The sequence below is a fragment of the Kitasatospora sp. NPDC088742 genome, from assembly GCF_055584905.1.
In genome coordinates this window covers 83003-104774 of the sequence record NZ_JBVJLD010000031.1, presented here as the reverse complement: position 1 = coordinate 104774, position 21772 = coordinate 83003, and the positions used below count along the sequence as shown (strand labels likewise).

The window sequence follows — 21772 nt, the reverse complement described above, 5'->3', positions numbered from 1 at the left end:
TCGGCGTGCCGGGCGAAGGCCCGTCGTAGCGGAGCTACCCGGGCCTTTGGCCGGTGCGGCGAGAGTGCGTGCCGGGCGGCGTGACGGGGCAAACCTTGCCGGGCACGGCACTAGCCGCGGGCGGGCACGGCGGTCCACCCGACCGTGGCGGAGTCGCGACGGAGCCGTGCTGGGCAGGGCGGACCGGCCCTGGCAGGGCCGGCCGCCTCGCTGACGCTCCGTCATCCGGAGCGCCCCGCCCGTCGGGTACGGCCCGCCGGCTCGGACCGGCGGTGGTCGGCCGGGCCGTCATTGGGCACCAGGGGTGGGACAGGAGCCGAGCCCAGGTTGCGGCCGCCGTGGCGGCGGCCCTTCCGGCGAGCGGGGCGCGGCGGCTGACGGGGTGCCCGACGTGCTCCGGGCTCCTCCTCGCCCGGCTCCGGGGCCGGGGCCGCGCCACCCTGCCGCCCGACGCGGCCTCGGGAGCCTCCCCTGCCCTGACCACGGGCCGGGTTCGCCGGGGCCCCGGGGCCGCCGCCCTTCCGGCCGCCCCCGTCCGTCGGCCCCGCGCCGTCGGGCGGGGACGGCCGCTCGCCGTGCGGCTCGGACGGATCGTCAGAACCGGCCGCACCATGGCCCGCCCACGGGCCTGCCTCCTCCCCGTGAGGCGCCGCCCCGGAGTCGGCCGCCCCGGTATCCACCGGCCCCTCCTCCACCGCCGGCCCACCCCCGGCTCCCGGGGCCGGGCCCGCCCCTGCCCCCGCCCCGGGGCCGGCGGTGGCGCCGGGGAACCGCACCCCGTAGAGCCCCGGCCCGTCACCGGCCGGGCGCTGGAGCCCGGCCAGCTGCTGGCGTGCCAGGCGCTCCCGGCGGACCCGGTCGAGCAGTTCGCCGGGATGGAGGCCGCCGTTCAGCGACTCGTAGAGCAGCTGCGCCAGCGTGTACGCCTGGTCGAGGTCGAGCACCCGGGCCAGCACCACTCGGGCCGTGGCGGTGTCCCCGGCCAGCCAGGACGTCCAGGCCAGCAGGGTGAGCGGCGGGGCGGCGTAGTGCTCGAAGGGCGGGACGCAGCGGCGGGCGAGGTAGCGCCACAGGCGCTGGGCCGGGACCAGCTCGTCCGGCTCGGCGTACTCGGCGCCCCTGTCCCGGGCCAGCTTGTCCTGGAGGCCGACCAGCAGGCGGGCCGTCCGGGCCGGGTCGAGCTCGCGGGCTCCGCCACCGAAGTCGGCCAGGGCTTCGGCCAGCAGCCCGGCGGTGCGCTCCAGGACCGCGAACCGGCCGCCGGGACCGGCGAGTTCACCGATCAGCTCGGGCCCGGCCAGCTCGAGGGCCTCCCGCTGCGCGTCGTCACCCGGCGGCCCGATCGGTGCGAGGCCGGCCGCGATCGCCTTACGACTGCCCCGGGGCGCCACCCCGGCGTAGGCGGCGGCCGCCGCGATCGGGCTGGGCAGCCGGATCGACCGGATCAGTACGCCGGCCGGGTCGCAGCAGCCCGCCTCACCGCAGAGGAAGGACCACCACCTCCCGTCCGAGACGCACAGGGACTCCTTCACCATGACCCCTGCGGCGCGGAACTCCTGCGCCAACTGCTCGGCCAGCGGCCGCAGCAGGGCCACCACCCCCGGGCCGTCCACCGGCTCCGCCGACTGTCCGTCAGGAGGCCCCGGCTCCGCCGGCCCGTCGGCGCCCGGCGGCCAGACCCGGTCGAAGCCGGGCGCGCCCCGGGAGAGCACCACCGGGGGCGGTGACGGTGCGGAGGCCGGTGACCGGGCTGCGCCGGGCGGATCCGCAGCGTCCCGGCAGAGGTAGAGGAGCACCTGCTCGGGGCGCCTGTCCCGCTGCTCGGAGAGCCCGACCAGCAGCCGGGCGGTGTCGGCCGCGACCGCCGGCCACGTCGCCGGATCGGCCGGGATGTCGAGCCGGATGACCCCGCCCTGCTGGAGCGTCGGCCCCTGGAGACCGACCGCGACGATGCTGTCGTCCGGGAAGAAGCCGAGGAGGTAGGGGAGCATCTCGGCCATGTCGGCCGGGCCGCGCATCCGGAGCGGGAACTGACCGGAGAGCGGGGCGGCGGACTGCATGACGTGTTCCTCGTTCATGTCCGGAAGCGTGCCGCGCGGAGGGTACCGACCCCGGTGAACTGCCTTTTCCTGTGGACAACTCCGGGGGGTCAGCATCAGCTCACCCGTTCGGTCCATTCACATAGTGCACCAAAAGGGACAGATGACTCCGACTTGGATGATGTGCTGATGAACCGACCGCAGCGGCCCGGCCACCACTGTTCGCGGACTGTCGCTCCGAGCCTGTATCCATGAGCCATGACCCAGCCGCCGCAGCACCCCGCCACCGCCACCGACCACCCCGAGGCCCCGACGACGGACCGCGCCGCCGTCCGGGCCCGGGCCGAGGCCGTGCTCCGCGAGCTGGCCGGCCCGGCCGCCGTCCTGCGGGAGGACCAGTGGCTGGCCATCGAGGCCCTGGTGGTCGACCACCGCCGGGCGCTGGTGGTGCAGCGCACCGGCTGGGGGAAGTCCGCCGTCTACTTCATCTCCACCGCGCTGCTGCGGGCCCGGGGCGCCGGGCCGACGGTGATCGTCTCCCCGCTGCTCGCCCTGATGCGCAATCAGGTCGACTCCGCCGCCAAGGCCGGCATCCACGCCCGCACCATCAACTCGGCCAATCCGGAGGAGTGGGACGACATCCAGGCCGAGGTGGCGGCCGGTCAGGTGGACGTCCTGCTGGTCAGCCCCGAGCGGCTGAACAACCCCGACTTCCGCGACCAGGTGCTGCCCAAGCTGGCCGCCTCCACCGGCCTGCTGGTGGTCGACGAAGCGCACTGCATCTCCGACTGGGGCCACGACTTCCGCCCCGACTACCGCCGCCTGCGCACCATGCTGGCCGAGCTCTCCCCCGGCGTCCCGGTGCTGGCCACCACCGCGACCGCCAACGCCCGGGTCACCGCCGACGTCGCCGAGCAGCTCGGCACCGGCGGTACCGGCGGCACCACCACCGCGCAGCCGGGCGCCACCGCACAGCCGGGCGCCGACGGCTCCGCCCTGGTGCTGCGCGGTCCGCTCGACCGCGAGAGCCTCAGCCTCGGCGTGCTCGACCTGCCCGACCCCGCGCACCGCCTCGCCTGGCTGTCCGACCACCTGGCCGAGCTCCCCGGCTCGGGCATCGTCTACACCCTCACCGTGGCCGCCGCCGACGAGGTGACCGCCTTCCTCCGCCAGCGCGGCTATCCGGTCGCGTCCTACTCCGGCCGCACCGAGGACGCCGAGCGCCGCACCGCCGAGGCCGACCTCCTGGCGAACAGGGTGAAGGCCCTGGTCGCCACCTCCGCCCTGGGCATGGGCTTCGACAAGCCGGACCTCGGCTTCGTCGTGCACCTCGGCTCGCCCGGCTCCCCGATCGCCTACTACCAGCAGGTCGGCCGCGCCGGGCGCGGGGTGGACCGGGCCGAGGTGCTGCTGCTGCCCGGCCGCGAGGACGAGGCGATCTGGCGCTACTTCGCCTCACTGGGATTCCCCGCCGAGGAGCAGGTGCGGCGCACCCTGGACGCGCTCGCCGAGGCCGGGCGCCCGCTCTCCACCGCCGCCCTGGAGCCCCGGGTGGACCTCCGCCGGGCCCGGCTGGAGACCATGCTCAAGGTGCTCGACGTGGACGGCGCGGTCCGCCGCGTGCGCGGCGGCTGGACGTCCACCGGCCAGGAGTGGACGTATGACGCGGCCCGCTACGCGAAGGTCGCCGAGTCCCGCACCGCCGAGCAGCGGGCCATGCGGGAGTACGCCACCACCGGCAGCTGCCGGATGGAGTTCCTGCGCCGTCAGCTGGACGACGAGCAGGCCGCCGCGTGCGGCCGGTGCGACAACTGCACCGGGCTGCGCCGCTCCCCCGAGGTGTCGGACGAGGCCATGGCCGCGGCCCGGGCCGCCCTCGGCCGACCGGGCGTCAGCTTCGAGCCGCGCCGCCTCTGGCCGACCGGCATGGAGGCGATCGGGGTGCCGCTCAAGGGCCGCATCCCGGCAGGCGAGCAGGCCGAGACCGGCCGGGCCCTCGGTCGGCTGTCGGACATCGGCTGGGGCACCCGGCTGCGGAGCCTGCTCGCCGACGACGCCCCGGACGGCCCGGTCCCGTCCGAGGTGCTCGACGCGATGGTCAGCGTGCTCGCCGACTGGGCGCGCGGCCCCGGCGGTTGGGCCGGCCCGGAGGGCGCCGAGGGCGCGCGGTTGGCCCGTCCGGTCGGCGTGGTCACCTTGGACTCGGGCCGCCGCCCCCAGCTGGTGGCCTCCCTGGGCGCCCGGATCGCGGAGGTCGGCCGGCTGCCGCTGCTCGGCCGGGTCTCCTACGCCGACGGCCGCCCGCCGCACGGGCCCCGGAGCAACAGCGCCCAGCGCCTCCACTCCCTGGCGGGCGCCCTGGTGGTCCCGGACGAGCTGCAGCAGGCGATCGCGGCCTCCCCCGGCCCGGTCCTGCTGGTGGACGACCTGGTCGACTCCGGCTGGACGGTCACCGTGGCGGCCCGGCTGCTGCGCCGCGCCGGCACGGGCCCGGTCCTCCCGCTCACCCTCGCGGTCCAGGCCTGAGCCGCACGGGCACGACCGCACGCGCACGACCGCACGCGCACGAGACGGATGAGCACGAGCAGCACGGAAGGAGTCGCACGGGTCCGAGCCACCCGCCCCTGACCGGCGGGGCGGGGCGGAAGAGCGGGAACGGAAGGGCGGAAGGAGCGGACGGGGCACCGTGAAGCCCTTGCCCGGAGGGCGACCTGACGACCCGTGACCGCAAACCTGACAGATCCGATCCGCCGTCAGCCGAATGGCAGTCAGCCCGAGGTGGAATATATCCGGCAGACCGTAGGCATTCGGGCGCTGTTCGTCATTTCATCGTTGCCGCTCAGCCGTTCTGACCTGAGAATTGGGAGGTACCCAGAGCCCGGTCCGGTGGACCCGGCCTTCGGCGTACGCAGCTACCCGCCTGCCCCGTGCCACGCGGGCGACGGGCCGGGAAGGAGGATCGTGATCAGCGGCAGCGACCGACCCCGGTTCTCCCGGAGACGCATGCTCGACCTCGAAGGCTGGGCGGAGGCCGACGTCCCACTGCTGCGCGCCCCGCGCGAGTTCGTCGCCGAGCTGCACCAGCGTCACCTTCCGCAGCCGGGCACCACGGTGGTCGCGGTGCTGGACGCCCTGCACCAGGTCACCGCGTCCGCCTCGTTCCCCGCCCGCCATCAGGTCCAGGACGGCTGGCAGTTCCGGAACGAGATCCTCTCCCACCTCCGGATGGTCACCCCGCACGACCTGCGGTTGGCCCGGCCGAGCCGGACGGCGGTCCTGCTGCGCTGCCGCGAGGGCTCACCGGGGTGGACGGAGCAGGACGGCGCGTGGATGTGGGCCCTGCGCGACGCGTCCGCCCTGCACGGACTGCGCTGCGGCTCGTACATCGCGCTCACGCCGACCGGCTGGCAGTCCCTCGGGGACGGCCGCAGCGGCCGCACGCCGAACTCGGACTCCTGGGCCGACGGCCCGGTGCACACCGTCACCGAGCTCGCGCCGCGCTCGACCACCCGCAGCCGCCCGGGCCAGGTCGCCCCGGTCAGCCCGCTGCGCCGCACCGCGACCGGCTGACGTCTCGGGTCGGGCCGGTCACCTACGGCGGACCAGCCCCTGACGGCCAGCCAGAAGAGCAGCAGAGGACACCGAACGGTGGTGGTCCCGGATGCACGACCCGGGGACCACCACCGCCGACGGGAACGGAACGGCTCAGACGCCGACCGGGCTCTTCGCCCCCGGGAACAGGGGGCCGACCACGGCGGCCTCACCGCAGACCAGCAGCAGCTCGCCGGCCAACTCCTGCGCGCTGCGGGCAGCCTTCGCCAGCCGCTCACCGCCCGCCGAGTTGGCCACCAGGACCACCACCGGACGGCCGACCGTCCTGGTCGCCGCGGCGTCGGCGTAGAAGACGTCGCCGCCCTCGGTGAGCTGCGCCCAGTAGCGCTCCTCGCCGAAGGTGAGCTCGTGCTGCTGCCAGGGGTGCGGGTCACCCACCGTCAGGACCAGGACCGACTCCGGCCCACGGCCCGACTCGATCAGCCGGTCCACGGCCTCGTCGGCCCGCTCGACGGCGTCGCGGGCGGTGGTGCGCACCAACTGCACCTCGGCGCCCGGCTTCTGAGCTACGGGGCCCGGCGGCGGGCCGGGGCGGGGGCCGGGCTTGGGGGCCGGACGCGGCCCGGGGAGCGGGACGGATCGGCTAGGAGTGGCGGACGGGACACCAGCGGACTGGGCATCAGGCATACGGGGGAAGGACTCTCGCGGGAGGGGGACACCGGGGCCCGGAACACTCTCGTGGATCCCGGGCTCCACGCGCACGTGGTTTTCCCGATCCTCGGGGGAAACAGGCATGACCCGATGTCTATCAAATAGCGCTCGAACGCGCACGGGCACCCCACCAGTTGGGACCGAGTGGTCATCCGCCCGACACCGCGTCAGAAGCCCAGCGTCAGCTGCTCGTCCTGGGGCTCGGGCTCGCGCACCCGCTTGAGGTGGCTCCACCGCGGCAGCGCGTCCATGTACGCCCAGGACAGCCGGTGGTGGCGGGTCGGGCCGTGCTCCTCCAGCGCGGCGCGGTGCACCGGCGAGGGGTAGCCGGCGTTCTCGGCGAAGGCGAACTCGGGGTACTCCTCGCCCAGCCCGGCCATCATCGTGTCCCGCTCCACCTTGGCGAGGACCGAGGCGGCGGAGACACAGATACAGGACTGGTCACCCTTGATCACGGTGCGGACCCGCCACGGGCCGCCGAGGTAGTCGTGCTTGCCGTCGAGGATCACCGCGTCCGGCCGGACCGGCAGGGCCTCCAGCGCACGCACCGCCGCCAGCCGCAGCGCGGCGGTCATGCCGAGTTCGTCGCACTCCTCAGGCGAGGCGTGGCCGAGCGCGTAGGCGGTGACCCAGTCGGCGAGCACGGGGGCGAGTTCGGCCCGGCGCTTCTCGGTGAGCAGCTTGGAGTCGGTCAGCCCGGCGGGCGGCTTGCGCAGCCCGGTGACCGCGGCGCCGACGGTGACCGGCCCGGCCCAGGCGCCCCGGCCGACCTCGTCCAGTCCGACCACCACCTGGGCGCCCGCCCGGCGCAGCGAGCGTTCGACCGAGTGGCTGGGCGGGTCGTACGGCATGACGGGTCCTTCGTTCCGGGGCGGTTCGACGGAGACCAGCCCCGCGCACCGTCCAGCGTAGGACACCGCCGACCGCCCCCGGGACGATCACGGAGAGGGGCCACCACGAGGCCGGCCGGACGACGCACGGACCGGCCCCGGCAGCAGACACGGGAAAGGGAACGGGACCTGCCGCGGACGTGCCCCCCGGCACGCCCGCGGCAGCCCGTCCCACCGCTCCAGCCGACCGCCAACCCCGCCGCCCGCTACGGCAGTTCTTCTCCCACCGGGTAGCGGCTGGTGCCGCACCGCGCGTTCGGGTCCACCGGCCGCTCCCGCAGCACGTCCTTGGCCCGGCTCTCCGAGAGGCTGGCCGCGTACCAGGGGGTGTCCCGCCCGTCGAGCGAGGCGGCGATGGACTGGAGGGCGCAGGTGCGCCGCTCCCCGGGCAGCCGGTCGAGCGCCGGGACGGCGTCGGCGGAGAGGCTGCTCAGGTAGTCGAGATCGATGGTGCCCAGGCGCTCGAAGCGGGCGACGTTCTGCTCGGCGATCAGCGCGTCCGGCCGGACCAGGCCGAAGACGGCCACCCCCGCCACCGCGCTCAGCGCCACGGCCCGGGGCAGCATCCGCGCGACCGGGGCCCCGGCCAGCACCGCGACCAGCACCAGCAGGAAGACCACCCCGAGCCAGAGCTCCGCCGCCGTGACCGTCACCCGCAGCCGGGTCAGCCCGAAGACGTCGACGTAGCGCTGCATCCGGTAGTACGCGGAGGCGACCACGACCAGGGTGAGCACGCAGAGCAGGCCGACCAGCCCCTTGGCGAGCAGCCGGTCGGAGGCGTGCTGCCGGGGTGCCCAGCGCTGGGCCAGCGCGACCACGGCGAGGGCGAGCACGGTGACCCAGAGCAGCTGCCAGAAGCCCTGCCGGGCGTACTCGGCCGGCACCAGCCCGGGCTTGCTCATCACGGCCTCGTAGCCGCCGAAGAAGACCACCGCCTGGATGGCGACGAACCCGCCGAAGAGCAGGTTGAGCGCGACGATCGGGACGGCCCACTCGGTGCGGCCCCGCTCGCGTCCGGGCTTGACCGGGAGCCGGTCGAAGCGCCGCGGTGCGGCGGCGGTGTGCGCGGCGGCCAGGGCGATCGCCGCGCCGATGCCGAACAGGACGGCGCGGAACGGGAGTTCACCCAGGTCGAAGGTGGGCACCAGGTCGTCGACCAGTTCGCCCACCGCCGCGTCGGCGCTGGCGAACAGTGCGCCGAAGACCAGCAGCAGCACGCCCGTCACCACCAGCGACTTGATCAGCGGCACCGCCCTGGACCGCGCCGAGGACGGCAGCGAACGGCCCTTCAGCCCCCGGGCCGCCCACGGCAGGGCCGTGAAGAAGTGCGGCAGGAGCCAGATCGGACCGAGCAGCACGGCCGCCCACCGGGTGCCGCCGTGCAGGGCCAGCGAGGCCGCCCCGACCGCCGCGACGACGGCCAGGAAGCTCGGCCAGCCCGCGTCGCTGAGCACGGGCACCAGCAGCAGCGCGAAGGCCGAGACGCCCCAGACCAAGGTCCACGGCCGGGCCCGCCGCCCACGCGCCAGCGCGGCCGATCCGGCCGCCACGGCGGCGGCCAGCGCCACCAGCAGCAGGTTCACGCCCGCGCCCTCGCTCAGCACGGTGGCCGCGACCACCCCGCTCAGCAGGACCCCGAACAGCACCCGCCCACCGGGCGGGGCCGGCCGCTCGGCGGCGGTGCCGGTGTCCCAGAGCGGCTTCGGAGCGGGCCTCGGCGGTGCCCAGACGTTGCCGACCTGCGGAGGCACCGGCGCAGGACCCTTCGGAGGCACCGACGAAGCCGACCGAACCGGCGGAACCGGCGAAGCCGGCGGAGGAACTGGCGAACCGCCCGTGGGTGGAGTGGACATGACGCTCCCTCAGAGTTCGACGGGCACGGCACAGCACCACTCAGGGATGCTGCGCCGTGCCCGAGACCCTTGGAGACTATCCAGCTATCTGAACAGGTTCAAAACGCAATCCGCTTCTGTCACTGACCTGTGACGAAGCCTCAGTACGTCCCGTAGAGCGAGTACGACAGCGAGGTCCGGTTGGCCGGCCCGAAGCTGGTGGGCCAGGTGCCGAACGGCACCGCCGCCCCCTGGTACGCGCCGTCGCCGAAGGACCCGGCGCTGTAGTGCATGTTGTTCAGCGCCGGCCCCGTCCCATTGGTGTTGTAGACCAGCCAGTACGCCGTCCCCGCCGCCAGCGTGACGTCCACCGGCAGCGAGTTCCACGTGTCCGCCGTCAGCGTCCCGGCCGCGGTGTTGACCACCAGGTCGCCCGGCACGCCGTCGGCGTCGCTGTAGACCGCCAGCTGGTACTGGTTGTTGGGCGCCGCGCTGATCGACCCGACGTGCACGCTGAGCTGCTTGAGGGTCACCGGCGAGGAGCCCGTGACGATCCGGCTGCCGTTCAGGTGGTTGGCGTCGTTGTCGTCGGTCTGGACGCCGGTGCCGGCGTTGCCGATGGTCAGCGGCGGCGGCGCGGCCGTGGTGAAGGAGATGGTGTACGGCGCGGCCAGCACGTTCCCCGCCACGTCCCGGACGCCCTGCACGGTGGCGGTGTAACCGGTCGTCACGTCCAGCGGCGCCGCCGGGGTGAAGACCACCCCGCTGGTGGTGGAGTCGTACGAGACGGTGCCGCCGACGGCCGCGCCGTCGGCGGTCCGGACCACCGTGACGTCGCCGGCGCCCACCGAGGACCCGTCCAGCGGCTCGCTGAAGGCGAAGCGCAGCGGGTTCTGCCCGGGCACGCCGGTGGCGCCGTTGGCCGGGGTGGTGCCGGTGACGGTCGGCTTGGTGGTGTCCTGGCCGTAGGTGGCGGTGAAGGAGCCGACGTTGCCGTCGAAGAAGGCGTAGTTGACGCCCTTGACCGTCTCCACCCGGTAGGGCACCGGCACCCCGCCCTGCTTGATCCCGGTCAGCGTGCCGCTGGCGGCCTGCACCGGCAGCATGGCCCGCAGGCCGTTGACCCCGCCGGTGACCGAGAAGGAGAGCGTGGTGCCGTTCCAGCTGATCCCGCTGAAGGCCGAACCGTTGCGCCCGTCCAGCCAGTTGAGCAGCTGACGGCTGGAGACCACCGGCGCGCCCTTGGCCTTGGCCGCCGCCACGATCTGGTCGGCGGTCTGCGAGGGGGCGAAGTCGGTGTGGATGTTGGCGGTCAGCGCGGTGTAGTAACCCTGGGCGCCGTAGGCGGCGTTCAGCAGCGTGTTGACCGTGCCCGGCTCGGACTGGCCGGACTCGTCGGTGATCTGGGTGGTGGCCTGGTAGACGTCGATGACGCTGCCGTCGGTGTCGGCGAACTTCATCGGCAGCCCGGTGCCGTTGAAGTAGCCGGGCCGGTCGTTCACGAAGGCGGCCGGATAGTAGTAGTAGTCGTGGTCCATCCGGATGCCGTTGGCCAGCTTGGTCTTGGCCTGGGTGGCCCAGTCGTCCCACTCCACGCAGTGCGTGCGGCTGCTCGAAGGCGTCGGCAGCGCCGGGTACTTGGCCTTCCAGGCGTTCAACTGGGTGCTGTACATGGACTGCAGGTTGGCCGTGGTGCCCCACGGGCGGCAGTCGGTGGTGATGTGCGAGCCGATCTCGAAGCCCTCGTCGGAGTAGGCCTGCGCCTGGGCCGCGGTCAGCGGGCCCCCGCTGTAGAGGTACGAGGAGCCGCGCACGCACTCCCAGTCGGCCACCTTGCAGCCGGCCGGGCTCTGCGAGATGAAGCTGTCCCAGCGCCCGGAGGTGCCGCCCACGCCGTGGTCGTCACCGGTCATCACCACGACCGCCTTGACGTCCCGGGGGAAGTACCAGAACCGCGGCAGCGGAGCCTTGGAGAGGTTCATCCTGGTCACCAGGTTGGCCAGCAGCCGCTGCTGCTCGTCGGCGATCGGGATCAGCGCCTTGTCCAGGTTGTTCCAGTCCGCCTGCCCGGTCTGGCCGAAGAACATCTCGCTGGCCTCGTAGCCGTCCACGCCGTCGCGCTGCTGGCCGGCCCAGGCGGCGTTGCCCTGCCGGGTCTGCACCACCGAGCGGGCCAGGTCGAAGGTGAACGCCGCGGCCTGGCCGCTGCCGACCGCCCGGAGCGAGACCGCCGGGCTGGTGGTGGCGGTGGAGACGTCGCTGTAGAGCGTGGCCACGGCGGTCGCGCCGTTCAGGGTGTACCGGTCGGCGGTGCCGTGGAAGCCCATGGTGTCGGCGGTCAGCCCGGCGCCGGGGGCGGCCGAGGTGTCGATCTTCAGGTAGGTGTCGGCCAGCGTGTTGGCACTGGCGGTCAGGCCCAGCAGCGGGGCCAGCTTCTTGTCCGGCCGCATCGCGACCAGCCGTCCGCCGGTGCTGGTCCAGTTGGAGAACATCGTGACCTGAGCGTCCGTCAGGGCGGTCTCACCGAGCAGCACCAGGCTCTGCTGGCTCAGCACCAGACTGTTCACCTGCGAGAGGTCCACGGTCTTGAAGCTGTTGAGCCCCTCGGCCTTCAGGATCTCCGCGAGGTACTTGGAGTACGGGTTGCCCGCGGTGGTGACCAGCAGGACCGGCCCGCTCGCCCCCGGGCCGGCGCCCGGCGTCCAGACCGGCGGGTTCCCCACCGTGTAGGTCGCGTTGATGGAGAAGTCCAGGCCGGTGTTGCTGGACGCCCCGAAGGTGGACGGCCAGCTCCCGTACGGGGAGGAGGAGTTGCTGTACGCGCCCTTGCCGCCGGTCGAGTAGCGCAGGTTGTTCACGGCCTGGCTGGAGCCGTTGCTGTTGTAGGCCAGCCAGTAGGCGGTGTTGGGGCTCAGGGTGGCCGAGACCGGAAGGGAGTTCCAGGAGTTGGCGGTCAGCGTGCCCGCCGCGCTGTTGGCCAGCAGGGCACCCGGCTTGCCGCCGGCGTCACCGTACACGGCCACCTGGTACTGGTTGTTGGGCGCGGCGTCGACCGCGCCCACGTACACCGAGACGCTGCTGACCTGCCCGCCCTTGCTCCCGATCACGTAGCGGGAGGCGTTCAGGTGGTTGGAGTCACCGGAGTCGGTGGCGGTGCCCGTCGTGGTGTTGCCGAGCTTCGCCGTTGCGTCCAGGGCGGACGCGTTCGTCGGGGTGGCCAGGCTGGCCGCCGCGAGCAGGGCCACCAACAGCCCCGAAAGTCGTTCTCTGTACCGCACGCACTGCCCCCAGGTCTGTCAACGGCGAAATGCCGCCACCTGTGTACCGGGTCGAGCGGGCGCATGTCCGCAGAATCCACACATTCACGTGCCATGACAGTTCGTCAGCCGGTCAACCCTTGACAGAACCGGCCAGCAGACCTCGTACGAAGTACCGTTGCAGCGCAAAGAAGACGATCAACGGAACGATCAGCGAGAGGAACGCGCCGGCCGTCAGCAGCTCCCACCGGCCGCCGAACGAACCCGACAGCTGGGCGAGCCGCACCGTCATCGGGGCCACCTCGGCCAGCCCGCCGGAGAAGGTCAGGGCGACCAGCAGGTCGTTCCAGACCCAGAGGAACTCGAAGATGGCGAAGGAGGCCAGCGCCGGGGTGCAGAGCGGCAGCACGATGGAGCGGAAGATCTTGAAGTGCGAGGCGCCGTCCACGACCGCCGCCTCCATCAGGTCCCGGGGCAGCTGGGAGACGAAGTTGTGCAGCAGGAAGGTGGCCAGCGGCAGGGCGAACATGGTGTGCGCCAGCCAGACCGGCACGTAGGTGTCGCTCAGGTTCACCGCCGGGATGATGGTCACCGAGCCCAGGTGGGCACCGCCGGAGAAGAGTTGGAGCAGCGGGATGAGCGCCATCTGCAGCGGCACCACCTGCAGCGCGAAGATCACGAAGAAGACCGTGTCGCTCCCCCGGAACCGCACCCAGGCCAGCGCGTAGGCGGCCATCGAGGCCAGCACCAGCGGGAAGACGGTGGCCGGGATCGCGATGGCCAGCGAGTTGACCAGGAAGGGCATCAGGCCGTTGCTGTTGCCGAAGCCGCCCTCGAACAGCACCGCGTGGTAGTTCTCGAAGCCGATCGACGGGTCGGAGAACACCTCCCACCAACCCGTGGTCGCCACCTGCTGCTTGGGCCGCAGCGAGGTCACCAGCAGGCCCAGGGTGGGGATGGTCCAGAGCACCGTCACGGCGATCACGAAGAGCGAGCCCAGCGGCCCTCCGAACGCCTTGCGCACGGCCTTCACCGGGTCTCACGCTCCTTGCGCAGCTGGACGATGTTGTAGGCCACCAGGGGCAGCACGGCCAGGAAGAGGATGACCGCCAGAGCCGAGCCGCGTCCGACGTCGAACTGGACGAAGGACTGCGAGTACATCTCGTTGGCCAGCACCTGGGTGCCGAAGTTGCCGCCGGTCATGGTGCGGACGATGTCGAAGGCCTTCAGGGTGGTGATCATCACCGTGGTGAGCACCACCACCAGGGTGGTGCGGATCATCGGCACGGTGATGTCCTTGAACAGCCGGAAGCCCTGCGCCCCGTCCAGCCGGGCCGCCTCGGTGACCTCGTCCGGGATCGCCTTGATCGCGGCCGAGAGCACCACCATGGCGAAGCCGGTCTGCACCCAGACCATGACCGCCATCAGCAGGAAGTTGTTCAGCGGCTGGCTGAGGATCCAGTTCGGCGGCTGCTCCCAGCCGAGGCTGACGGCCAGTTGGCTGAGCAGGCCGATCTGCGGCTGGCCGGCCCCGCGGGACTCGTAGACGAACTTCCAGATGATGCCGGCGCCGACCAGCGAGACGGCCATCGGCAGGAAGATCAGCGACTTGTAGACCGCCTGCCAGCGCATCCGCTCCACCAGCAGGGCCAGCACCAGGCCGAGCCCGGTGGCGGTGAGCGGGGCGACCAGCAGCCAGAGCGCGGTGTTCAGCAGCACGCTGTGGATGGACTCGGTGGTGAACGCCCAGGCGTAGTTGTCGAAGCCGGTGAAGCGCGAGCTGTCCGAGCTGTACAGGCTCAGGAAGAGCGTGCGGACCAGCGGCGCGACCAGGCCGATCACCAGCAGCAGCACGGCCGGGCCGAGCATCACCGCGATGGCCAGCGGTCTGCCGAAGCGGCCGCTCGCCCGTCCGGCGGCGAAGAAGACCAGCAGCAGGATGCCCAGGAAGCCGGCCACGGCGCCCAGGCTGTTGCCGAACTTGATCCCGGCGTCGGTCCACGCGGAGGCGGCCAGGCCGACGGTCATTCAGGTGTCCTTCCCTCGGCGGTCCTTGGAGGGTTGCGGGCGGGAAGAGGAAGCGGGTGGGGAGGGCGGCGCGGGCGGGTGGACCCGCGCCGCCCGTGACGGCGGTCTACTGCGGCCAGGCCGCGTCGATGTCCGCCGCCACCTTCGGGATGGCCTGTCCCTCGGCGAACCAGGCGGTGAGCGCCTTCCACTCCGCGCCCGCGCCGACGGCGGCGGGCATCAGGTCGGAGGCGTCGAACCGGAAGGTCGCCGCCGGGTCGGTCAGCGCGGCGGCCGAGAGCTGGTCGATCGGGTCGGTGTAGAGGGTCTTGTCCACGCCCTGGTTGGCGGAGACCCAGCCCTTGGAGACCTTGACCCGGCTGCTGGCCCACTCGCTGCTGGACAGGTAGTTCTGCACCGCCTGCACCTCGGGGCGGTTGCTGAACGCGGCCAGGAACTCGCCGCCGCCCTCCACCGGGCTGGCCACCGCCGGGTTCACCGCCGGGAAGCGGAAGGCGAAGATGTCGCCGTCCGGCCCGACCGCGGTGCCCTTGGGCCACTGGGCCGCGTAGAACGAGGCCTGCTGGAGCATGGCGCACTTGCTGGTGAGGATCGGCGCCCCGGCGTCCTGGAAGGTGGTGGTGGCGATCGACTTCACGTCACCGATGCCGCCGTTCACCCAGGCCGGGTTCTGCATCCAGCCGGCCACCGTCTGCAGGGCGGCGGTGATCTTCGGGTCGCTGAACTTCACCTGGTGGCTGACCCACTGGTCGTAGACCTCACCGCCGTGGGTGCCGAGCACGACCTCCTCCAGCCAGTCGGTGGCCGGCCAGCCGGTCGCGGTGCCGGAGCCGATGCCGCCGCACCACGGCTTGGTGGAGCCGGAGCCCGCGATCTTGTCGCTCAGCGCCGTCAACTCGGCCCAGCTCTTGGGCACTTCGTAGCCGGCCTGCTTGAAGTACTTGGGCGAGTACCAGACCAGGGACTTCATGTTGGCGCTCATCGGGGCGGCGTAGAAGGTGCCGTTGACCGAACCGTAGGTCTTCCAGACCGGGCTCCACTTGGCCTGGTTGGCCTCGGTCCCGGCCGGTGGCTTCACGACCTTTCCGGTCTTCACCATCTGCGCCAGCAGCCCGGGCTGCGGGATGATCGCGAAATCGGGGGCGTTGCCGCCGGTCACGCGCACCTGGAGCTGGGACTCGAAGTCGCTGGAGCCCTCGTACGCGATCTTGATGCCCGTACAAGAACTGAACTCGGCCCAGGACTTCTCGAGCGAGTCCGACTCGGGGCTGAGGATCGAGGCGTACATGGTGACCTTGGTGCCCGAGTGCCCGGCGTACGCCTGGTACTTGACGCAGTCACCGGTCAGCGGGGCGGCCGAGCCGCCGCCACCGCCGCCCGAGGAGGAGGAGTTGGAGCAGGCGGCCGTGAGCGCGAGCAGCAGGGCGGCCGGAACGGCCAACTGCCGGGGGCGGAGCGTCATCGGCGGCCTCCGGTCGCGGTCAGGGTGGTGGTCAACGAAGTCCTCCTAGCCAGGGCATGACATGCCAGCGGTGGGACGAACAACACTGCGCTGTACCGGAGATCCGTGCGCGCCCGGGGGTCGGGCTGGCTCGAAGACGTTAACCCAACCGTCATCCCGCGCCAAGGTGTGCGTTCGACCTTCATCGGCCGGTGCCGCAGTCGTGACCCGGCCGTGTCACCCGGCCGGGTCACGACCGGCACCCGTTCAGAGCCGGACCGGCAGCTCCCGCAGGGAGTTGACCACCATCGACGGGCTCGGCCGCAGCTCCGCGTCGTCCACCGCGAGCCGGAGCCCGGGGAAGCGCGCGAACAGCGCGGGCAGCGCGATGCCCGCCTCCAGGCGCGCCAGCGACGCCCCGGGGCAGACGTGCGGTCCGTGGCCGAAGGAGAGGATCCGGGACGGCTCCCGGGTCACGTCGAACACCTCGGCGGTGACGCCGTGCTGCGCCGGGTCCCGCCCGATCGCGTTGTACGAGACCAGCACCGCCTCGCCCGCCGGTATCACCACGTCCCCGTACACCACGTCCTCGGTGGTGAAGCGGAACAGGAAGTTGGAGGTGGGCGGGGTCCAGCGCAGCGACTCCTCGACCACCGCGGCCCACTCGACCTCACCCTTGCGGACCAGCTCCAACTGGTCCGGGTGGGTGAGCAGGGCCCGGACGGCGTTGGTGATCAGGTTGACGGTGGTCTCGTGCCCGGCCGCGATGATCACCCGCAGGGTGGCGGCCGCCTCCTCGTCGGTGAGCGCCCCGCCCTCCACGTCGGCCGCCAGCAGAGCCGTCGTCAGGTCCTCACCGGGCTCTGAACGCCGCTTCGCCACCAGGTCGTTCACGAAGGCGTTCAGCCCCGCGATGATGGCGGGCACCTCGGCCGGGTCCTTCACGCTGCTGAAGAAGCGCTCGTACAGCTCGCGGATCCGGGCGTGGTCCTCGACCGGGACGCCCAGCAGGGTGCCGATCACCGTCATCGGCAGCGGGAAGGCGAAAACCGTCTTCAGGTCCACCTCCGGCCCCATGTCCGCGACCCGGTCCAGCAGTTCGGCGGTCATCCGCTCGATGCCCGGCCGCATCGCCTCCACCCGGCGCGGGGTGAAGGCCTGCGCCACGATCGAGCGCAGCCTCCGGTGCTCGGCCCCGTCCGTGGTGACCATGCTCGGCCCCGGCACCGCCAGCCCGATCAGCGGCCAGGTCTTCGGCACCTCGCCGCGCTGGTAGGCGCCCCAGTGCCGCGCGCTCTTCACCAGCCGGTCGTCCGTCAGCAGGGCCCGGGCGGCCTCGTGCCGGGTGACGGCCCAGCCGCGCACCCCGCCCATCAGCTCGACCGGCACCACCGGGCCGGCCGCGCGCAGCAGCGCGCCCTCGGCGGCGTTGTCGGTGGCCAGCGGGTCCATCGTGATGAGGGCGGTGGTCATGCTTCCTCCGGTGGTTCGGGGAACGGGGGGACGACGGGGGACGGGTGGAGGGAGCGGAGCGGGAGGTGACGGCGGGTCAGCCCGCGTAGCCCGGGGTGAAGGCGACCGGCAGCGCGACCAGCGCGCGCACCCACGCGGACGGGCGCCAGACCAGCGCCGACTCGGTGACCGCCAGCCGCAGGTCGGGCAGCCGGTCGAGCAGCACCTCGATCGCCGTGGCGGCGATCACCTCGGCGGTCTCCTGGGCCGGGAACGGGCAGCTGTGCGGGCCGTAGGAGTAGCTCAGGTAGGCGCGGTTGCCCTCGGCCGCCGAGCCGTCCGCCTGACGCACCGCCGGATCGGTGTTGGCCCCGGCCATGCCCAGCAGCAGCATGTCCCCGGCGGCGATCCGCTGGCCGCCGAGCTGGGTGTCCCGGGTGGCCCAGCGCCCGGCGAAGATCTGGGACGGGGTGTCCTCCCAGAGCGCCTCGGAGAGCGCCTGGCCGATCGAGCGGCGGCCGCCGGAGAGCGAGGCGGCGAAGCGCTCGTCGGTGAGCATCAGGCGCAGCGCGTTGGCGATCCAGTACGCGGAGGGCTGGTGACCGGCGATCAGGATCACCCGCAGGTCGCGCATCACCTCCTCGTCGGTCAGCCCGGCCTGATGGCCGATCAGCCGCGAGGTGACGTCGGGGCCGGGCTGCTCGCGCTTGCGCAGCACCAGCTTGAGCATCACGTCGAGCAGCCGCTGCGCCCCGGCCTGGGCGTCCGCCCCGCCGTCCAGCATCGCGACCAGCCCGCCGATCAGCACCGGCGCCTCGTCCTCGTCCAGCCCGAACAGCCGGCAGAGCACCAGCAGCGGGAGCCGGTGCGCGTAGTCGGCGACCAGCTCGGCCTCGCCCTTCCCGGCGAAGCCGTCGATCAGCCGGTCGGCGACCTCCTCGCAGTACTGCTTGAGCTCGTACTGGTCCACCGCCGCCAGCGCGTCGGTGACCGCGGCCTTGCGGCGCTGGTGCTCGGCGCCCTCCGCGTAGAGGATCGAGGGCACCGGCGCCATCATCGGCTTGAGCGGCCAGTCCGCCGGGATGTCCGGCCACTGGTTCCACCGGCTGGAGTCCCGGCCGTAGACCTTGGGCTGACTGGTCATCAGCTGCAGCTCGCGGTAGCCGATCACCAGCCAGGCCGGCACTCCCCCGGCCAGCTCCACCGGGGCCACCGGGCCGTGCTTCTCGCGCAGCTCCTGGTAGACCGCGCGCGGGTCGGTCTGGAACCGCGGGCCGTACAGCGGCGCCGCGTCGGCATGGGCCGGGCAGCCCGGCGTCGGGGTCTGCGCGGGCTGGGTCACGGGGTCTCCTCGTACGCTCGCTCTGCCAACTGCTGGATGTGGCGGACCAGTCCGATCAGCACCTGCTTGCCGGACTCCCGGTCGCGGGCGTCGCAGTCCACCAGCGGGACGTGCTCGGGCAGGTCGAGGGCGGTCCGGACCTCGGCCAGGCCGTGGCCGGGCGGGCCGAAGTTGTTGCGGGCCACGATGAACGGGGTGCCGTGCTGCTCCAGCCGGTCGATCGCGTACCAGGACTCCTCCAGGCGGCGGGTGTCGACCAGCACCACCGCGCCGAGCGCGCCGCTGAACAGCCGGTCCCAGAGGAACCAGAACCGCTCCTGGCCGGGCGCGCCGAACAGGTAGAGCACGTTGCGCTCGTCCAGGGTGATCCGGCCGAAGTCGAAGGCCACCGTGGTGGACCGCTTGGAGCCGACCAGGGTGAGGTCGTCCACGCCCTCGCCGGCCCGGGTCATGGTCTCCTCGGTGTTCAGCGGGCGGATCTCGCTGACCGAGCCGACCAGGGTGGTCTTGCCGACGCCGAAGCCGCCGACCACCACGATCTTCAGTCCGCTGGCGGCGGTGGCGCTCAGCGGGGCGACCGCCCGCGCCCGCCGCAGCGCCCGGTCAGAGGCGTTGGAGTCCATTCAGCACCTGCTTCAACGTGTCGAGGTCGGGCAGTCGCGCCTTGCTGGGCGCGAACCGGGGGTGCCGGGCGGTGATCCGGCCGCCCTCCAGCAGGTCGCCGAGCAGGATCTTCACCACGCTGACCGGCAGGGCGAGTTCGGCCGCCAGCTCGACCACCGCGGTCGGGGCGGCGGCCAGCTCCAGGATCCGGGCCAGCTCGGACTGCATGCCGGGCGCCGGGTCCTGTTCGGCGACGATCAGCGTCACCAGGTCGAAGGCGTTCTCCGGCGGGCGGCTGCGGCCCCGGGTCACGGTGTAGAGCCGGTCCGGCGAGTCGTCCGGGCCGGGGACGGCCCTGGCGGCGCTCATGCCGAGGAGGTCGCGCGGGCCGGGGAGGTCAGGTAGCTGCCGATCTGCTCGACCAGCCCGTGCATGTTGTGGCCGACCACGCCGACGTCAGCGCTCTCCTCGGTGACCACCGCGAGGTGGGCGCCCTCGCCCGCCGCGACGATGCACAGGATGCCGCCGTGGAACTCGGTCATCGACTGCCGCACCCCGCCGGTGCGGTCCCCGAACTCGATCGAGGCGCCGTGCGCCAGGCTCTGCATGCCGGAGGCTATGGCGGCCAGCTGGTCCGCCTGATCGACCGTCAGGCCCGAGCTGTGGCAGAGCTTGAGGCCGTCGGCCGAGAGCACCAGGGCGTGCCGGGTGCCGGGGGTGGAGGCCAGCAGGTTCTCCAACAGCCAGTCGAGGTCGCGGTCGGTGCTGCTGCTGCTCATCGGGGACCGTCCTTCGGGGAAACGTCGTCGGAGGTGGCCGCTGTGGTGGCGGCCCCGGTCTCCCGGGCCGGCGTGGCGGTCGGCCCGGGGGCGGTCTCGGGGGCAGGCGCGTCGGCGGCCTGGAGGGCCCGGCGGAAGGCGCCGAACCGGGCGGCCGCCACCGCCGCGTCGGCGCGCGGCGCGGGTACGGGCACGCCCGGGGCCGGGGCGGCCGGTACGGCGGCGGGGGCCAGGACGGCGGGGGCGGTCGAGGCCTGGGCCGCGCTCAGGGTCTGGCCCCGGCGGCGCTGCGGCAGGCCGTGCTCGGTGGTCGAGGTGACCACCGGCTGGGCGGCCGCCGGGCGCTCGTGCACGGGGGCGGGCTCGGCGGCCCGGACGGCCTCGACGGCCGCCTGGGGGCGCTCCGGCGCCGGGTGGGTGATCAGCTGCTCGGGGATCAGCACCACCACGCCGGTGCCGCCCCGGGCGGACGGCCGGAAGGAGACCTGGAGCCCGTGCTTGCGGGCGAGCACGCCGACCACGGCCAGGCCCAGCCGGGTCCCGGAGGAGAGCGAGGCGAGGTCCAGCGGCTCGGCGGAGACGGCCTGTTCGGCCCGGCGCAGCCAGCTCTCGCCGAGGCCGAGCCCGCCGTCCTCGACGGTGATCACCAGGCCGGAGTGCACCTCCTCCACGTAGACGTGCACCTCGGCGGGCGGAGCGGAGAAGTTGGCCGCGTTGTCCAGGATCTCGGCCAGCGCGTGCATCACGCCCTCGGCCGCGAACCCGGCCACCGCCGCGGTGCTGGCCGAGTGCAGCCGGACCCGGCGGTAGCCGCCGATCCGGCCGAGCGCGCCGCGCAGGATCGACTCCACGCCGATCGGCCTGGTCCAGCGGCGGCCGGTCCGGGCGCCGGTGAGCACCGCGATCGAGTCGGCCATCCGCCCGGCCTGGGCGGTGGAGTGATCGAGCGTCAGCAGGTCGCCGAGCACGTCCTCGCCGTGCCGGTGCTGCATCTCGCGCAGCTCGGCGTGCATGCTGGTGGCCAGTGCCTGGACGCGTCCGGCGGCGGTCGCGCAGACCGCGAGCGCGGCGGCCCGCTGCCGCTCGCCGCGGCCCACCTCGGTCGCCACGGTGCGCAGCAGTCCGGCGTGCGGGAGTCCGGCGTACCCGGCCAGCACCGTCTCCGCCGAGCTGCCGGAGCGCAGCCGGCGGACCACCTCGGGCAGCACCTCGCCGGTCAGCCGGTCGAGCGCGGTGCGCTCCTCGTGCGCCGCCAGGGCCAGCCCGTGCAGTTCGTGGGCCTCGGCCCGGCTCTCGTGCAGCGCCTCGTTGGCGGCGTGCAGGTCGCCGCGGAGCGCGTCGGCCTCGGCCTGGACGGTGGCCAGCTCCGCGCGCAGCCGGGCGGCGGCGGCGTGGGTGGCGCCGAGCTCGGCGTGCAGGGCCACGGCCCGGCCGGTCGTCTCGGTGAGCTCGTACCGGGTGGCGTCCAGATCGGCCTCGGCGCGCCGGCGCCGGTCGAGCTGACGGCAGGTCAGCGCGAGCAGGGCGGACCAGAGCAGCAGGGCCCCGGCCACCGTGGCCGCCACAGCGGCGCGGTGGCCGGACGGGGCGGCGGCGATCACGGCGGCGCCTGCGGCGGCACCAGTCAGCAGACCGACCGCGGCCCACCTGGCCGTGCTGCTGCTACCGCCGGTGGCACGGCGGGGCTGAGCTCTCATCAGTCTGATCCTCGGGGGCGGACGGCTGCTGCTGGGAGGTCGACCAGCGCACCGCACCCGTCACGCTCCGGGTGGTTGATCAGTACACGCGGTCAACAGATCATATCCATTCACCACTTGTACTCAAGACAGCATCTGACGCACCGTCC

Annotated in this window: 16 protein-coding genes; 2 read left to right on the top strand and 14 right to left on the bottom strand. The window is 73.3% G+C overall.

The window, feature by feature from the left end; all coding sequences use genetic code 11:
- Positions 1-221: 221 nt before the first annotated feature.
- Positions 222-2078, bottom strand: coding sequence for a DUF4192 domain-containing protein (locus ACZ6ZR_RS23795; RefSeq protein WP_465645370.1), 1857 nt, complete (start codon positions 2076-2078; stop codon positions 222-224).
- Between the two features lie 219 nt (positions 2079-2297).
- Between ACZ6ZR_RS23795 and ACZ6ZR_RS23790 the strand changes: the two genes are divergently transcribed.
- Both ACZ6ZR_RS23790 and ACZ6ZR_RS23785 read left to right on the top strand, forming a co-directional pair.
- Entirely contained in the window at positions 2298-4565 is a 2268-nt protein-coding gene (locus ACZ6ZR_RS23790; RefSeq protein ID WP_465645368.1) for a RecQ family ATP-dependent DNA helicase, read from the top strand.
- Positions 4566-5042: 477 nt separating this feature from the next.
- Positions 5043-5609, top strand: a complete 567-nt coding sequence (locus ACZ6ZR_RS23785; protein ID WP_465645366.1) for a hypothetical protein — start codon at positions 5043-5045, stop codon at positions 5607-5609.
- 135 nt (positions 5610-5744) lie between these two features.
- On the opposite strand, the gene ACZ6ZR_RS23780 is transcribed toward ACZ6ZR_RS23785, so the two are convergent.
- The 13 genes from ACZ6ZR_RS23780 to ACZ6ZR_RS23720 form a co-directional block, all read right to left on the bottom strand.
- Positions 5745-6128, bottom strand: coding sequence for a hypothetical protein (locus ACZ6ZR_RS23780; protein ID WP_465645364.1), 384 nt, complete (start codon positions 6126-6128; stop codon positions 5745-5747).
- Between the two features lie 341 nt (positions 6129-6469).
- Positions 6470-7153: a ribonuclease HII gene (locus ACZ6ZR_RS23775; protein ID WP_465645363.1), complete on the bottom strand. Its 684-nt coding sequence runs from the start codon at positions 7151-7153 to the stop codon at positions 6470-6472.
- Positions 7154-7398: 245 nt separating this feature from the next.
- Entirely contained in the window at positions 7399-8943 is a 1545-nt protein-coding gene (locus tag ACZ6ZR_RS23770) for a DUF4153 domain-containing protein (protein WP_465645361.1), read from the bottom strand.
- A gap of 242 nt (positions 8944-9185) precedes the next feature.
- Positions 9186-12302 (bottom strand): Ig-like domain-containing protein, encoded by a 3117-nt coding sequence (locus ACZ6ZR_RS23765; protein ID WP_465645359.1) that lies wholly within the window; start codon positions 12300-12302, stop codon positions 9186-9188.
- 112 nt (positions 12303-12414) lie between these two features.
- Entirely contained in the window at positions 12415-13314 is a 900-nt protein-coding gene (locus ACZ6ZR_RS23760; RefSeq protein WP_465645358.1) for a carbohydrate ABC transporter permease, read from the bottom strand.
- A complete protein-coding gene (locus tag ACZ6ZR_RS23755; RefSeq protein WP_465645356.1) occupies positions 13311-14309 on the bottom strand; it encodes a carbohydrate ABC transporter permease in 999 nt (332 codons plus the stop codon). The genes ACZ6ZR_RS23760 and ACZ6ZR_RS23755 overlap by 4 nt, the downstream gene beginning before the upstream one ends.
- Before the next feature lie 106 nt (positions 14310-14415).
- A complete protein-coding gene (locus tag ACZ6ZR_RS23750; RefSeq protein ID WP_465645354.1) occupies positions 14416-15771 on the bottom strand; it encodes an ABC transporter substrate-binding protein in 1356 nt (451 codons plus the stop codon).
- A gap of 246 nt (positions 15772-16017) precedes the next feature.
- Complete coding sequence (locus ACZ6ZR_RS23745; RefSeq protein ID WP_465645352.1) at positions 16018-17223, bottom strand: cytochrome P450 family protein; 1206 nt, start codon at positions 17221-17223, stop codon at positions 16018-16020.
- A gap of 76 nt (positions 17224-17299) precedes the next feature.
- Positions 17300-18544: a cytochrome P450 gene (locus tag ACZ6ZR_RS23740; RefSeq protein ID WP_465645350.1), complete on the bottom strand. Its 1245-nt coding sequence runs from the start codon at positions 18542-18544 to the stop codon at positions 17300-17302.
- Positions 18541-19167, bottom strand: coding sequence for a GTP-binding protein (locus ACZ6ZR_RS23735; protein WP_465645349.1), 627 nt, complete (start codon positions 19165-19167; stop codon positions 18541-18543). Before ACZ6ZR_RS23735 ends, ACZ6ZR_RS23740 begins: the two co-directional genes overlap by 4 nt.
- Positions 19148-19516: a DUF742 domain-containing protein gene (locus ACZ6ZR_RS23730; protein ID WP_465645347.1), complete on the bottom strand. Its 369-nt coding sequence runs from the start codon at positions 19514-19516 to the stop codon at positions 19148-19150. Before ACZ6ZR_RS23730 ends, ACZ6ZR_RS23735 begins: the two co-directional genes overlap by 20 nt.
- A complete protein-coding gene (locus tag ACZ6ZR_RS23725) occupies positions 19513-19926 on the bottom strand; it encodes a roadblock/LC7 domain-containing protein (protein WP_465645345.1) in 414 nt (137 codons plus the stop codon). The genes ACZ6ZR_RS23730 and ACZ6ZR_RS23725 overlap by 4 nt, the downstream gene beginning before the upstream one ends.
- A complete protein-coding gene (locus ACZ6ZR_RS23720) occupies positions 19923-21623 on the bottom strand; it encodes a sensor histidine kinase (RefSeq protein ID WP_465645343.1) in 1701 nt (566 codons plus the stop codon). Before ACZ6ZR_RS23720 ends, ACZ6ZR_RS23725 begins: the two co-directional genes overlap by 4 nt.
- Positions 21624-21772 lie beyond the last annotated feature (149 nt).

Coding starts and splice junctions, on each gene's coding strand:
- ACZ6ZR_RS23795 (WP_465645370.1), bottom strand. CDS start 2,078: ATGAACGAGGAACACGTCATGCAGTCCGCCGCCCCGCTCTCCGGTCAG.
- ACZ6ZR_RS23790 (WP_465645368.1), top strand. CDS start 2,298: ATGACCCAGCCGCCGCAGCACCCCGCCACCGCCACCGACCACCCCGAG.
- ACZ6ZR_RS23785 (WP_465645366.1), top strand. CDS start 5,043: ATGCTCGACCTCGAAGGCTGGGCGGAGGCCGACGTCCCACTGCTGCGC.
- ACZ6ZR_RS23775 (WP_465645363.1), bottom strand. CDS start 7,153: ATGCCGTACGACCCGCCCAGCCACTCGGTCGAACGCTCGCTGCGCCGG.
- ACZ6ZR_RS23755 (WP_465645356.1), bottom strand. CDS start 14,309: ATGACCGTCGGCCTGGCCGCCTCCGCGTGGACCGACGCCGGGATCAAG.
- ACZ6ZR_RS23750 (WP_465645354.1), bottom strand. CDS start 15,771: ATGACGCTCCGCCCCCGGCAGTTGGCCGTTCCGGCCGCCCTGCTGCTC.
- ACZ6ZR_RS23745 (WP_465645352.1), bottom strand. CDS start 17,223: ATGACCACCGCCCTCATCACGATGGACCCGCTGGCCACCGACAACGCC.
- ACZ6ZR_RS23735 (WP_465645349.1), bottom strand. CDS start 19,167: ATGGACTCCAACGCCTCTGACCGGGCGCTGCGGCGGGCGCGGGCGGTC.
- ACZ6ZR_RS23730 (WP_465645347.1), bottom strand. CDS start 19,516: ATGAGCGCCGCCAGGGCCGTCCCCGGCCCGGACGACTCGCCGGACCGG.
- ACZ6ZR_RS23725 (WP_465645345.1), bottom strand. CDS start 19,926: ATGAGCAGCAGCAGCACCGACCGCGACCTCGACTGGCTGTTGGAGAAC.
- ACZ6ZR_RS23720 (WP_465645343.1), bottom strand. CDS start 21,623: ATGAGAGCTCAGCCCCGCCGTGCCACCGGCGGTAGCAGCAGCACGGCC.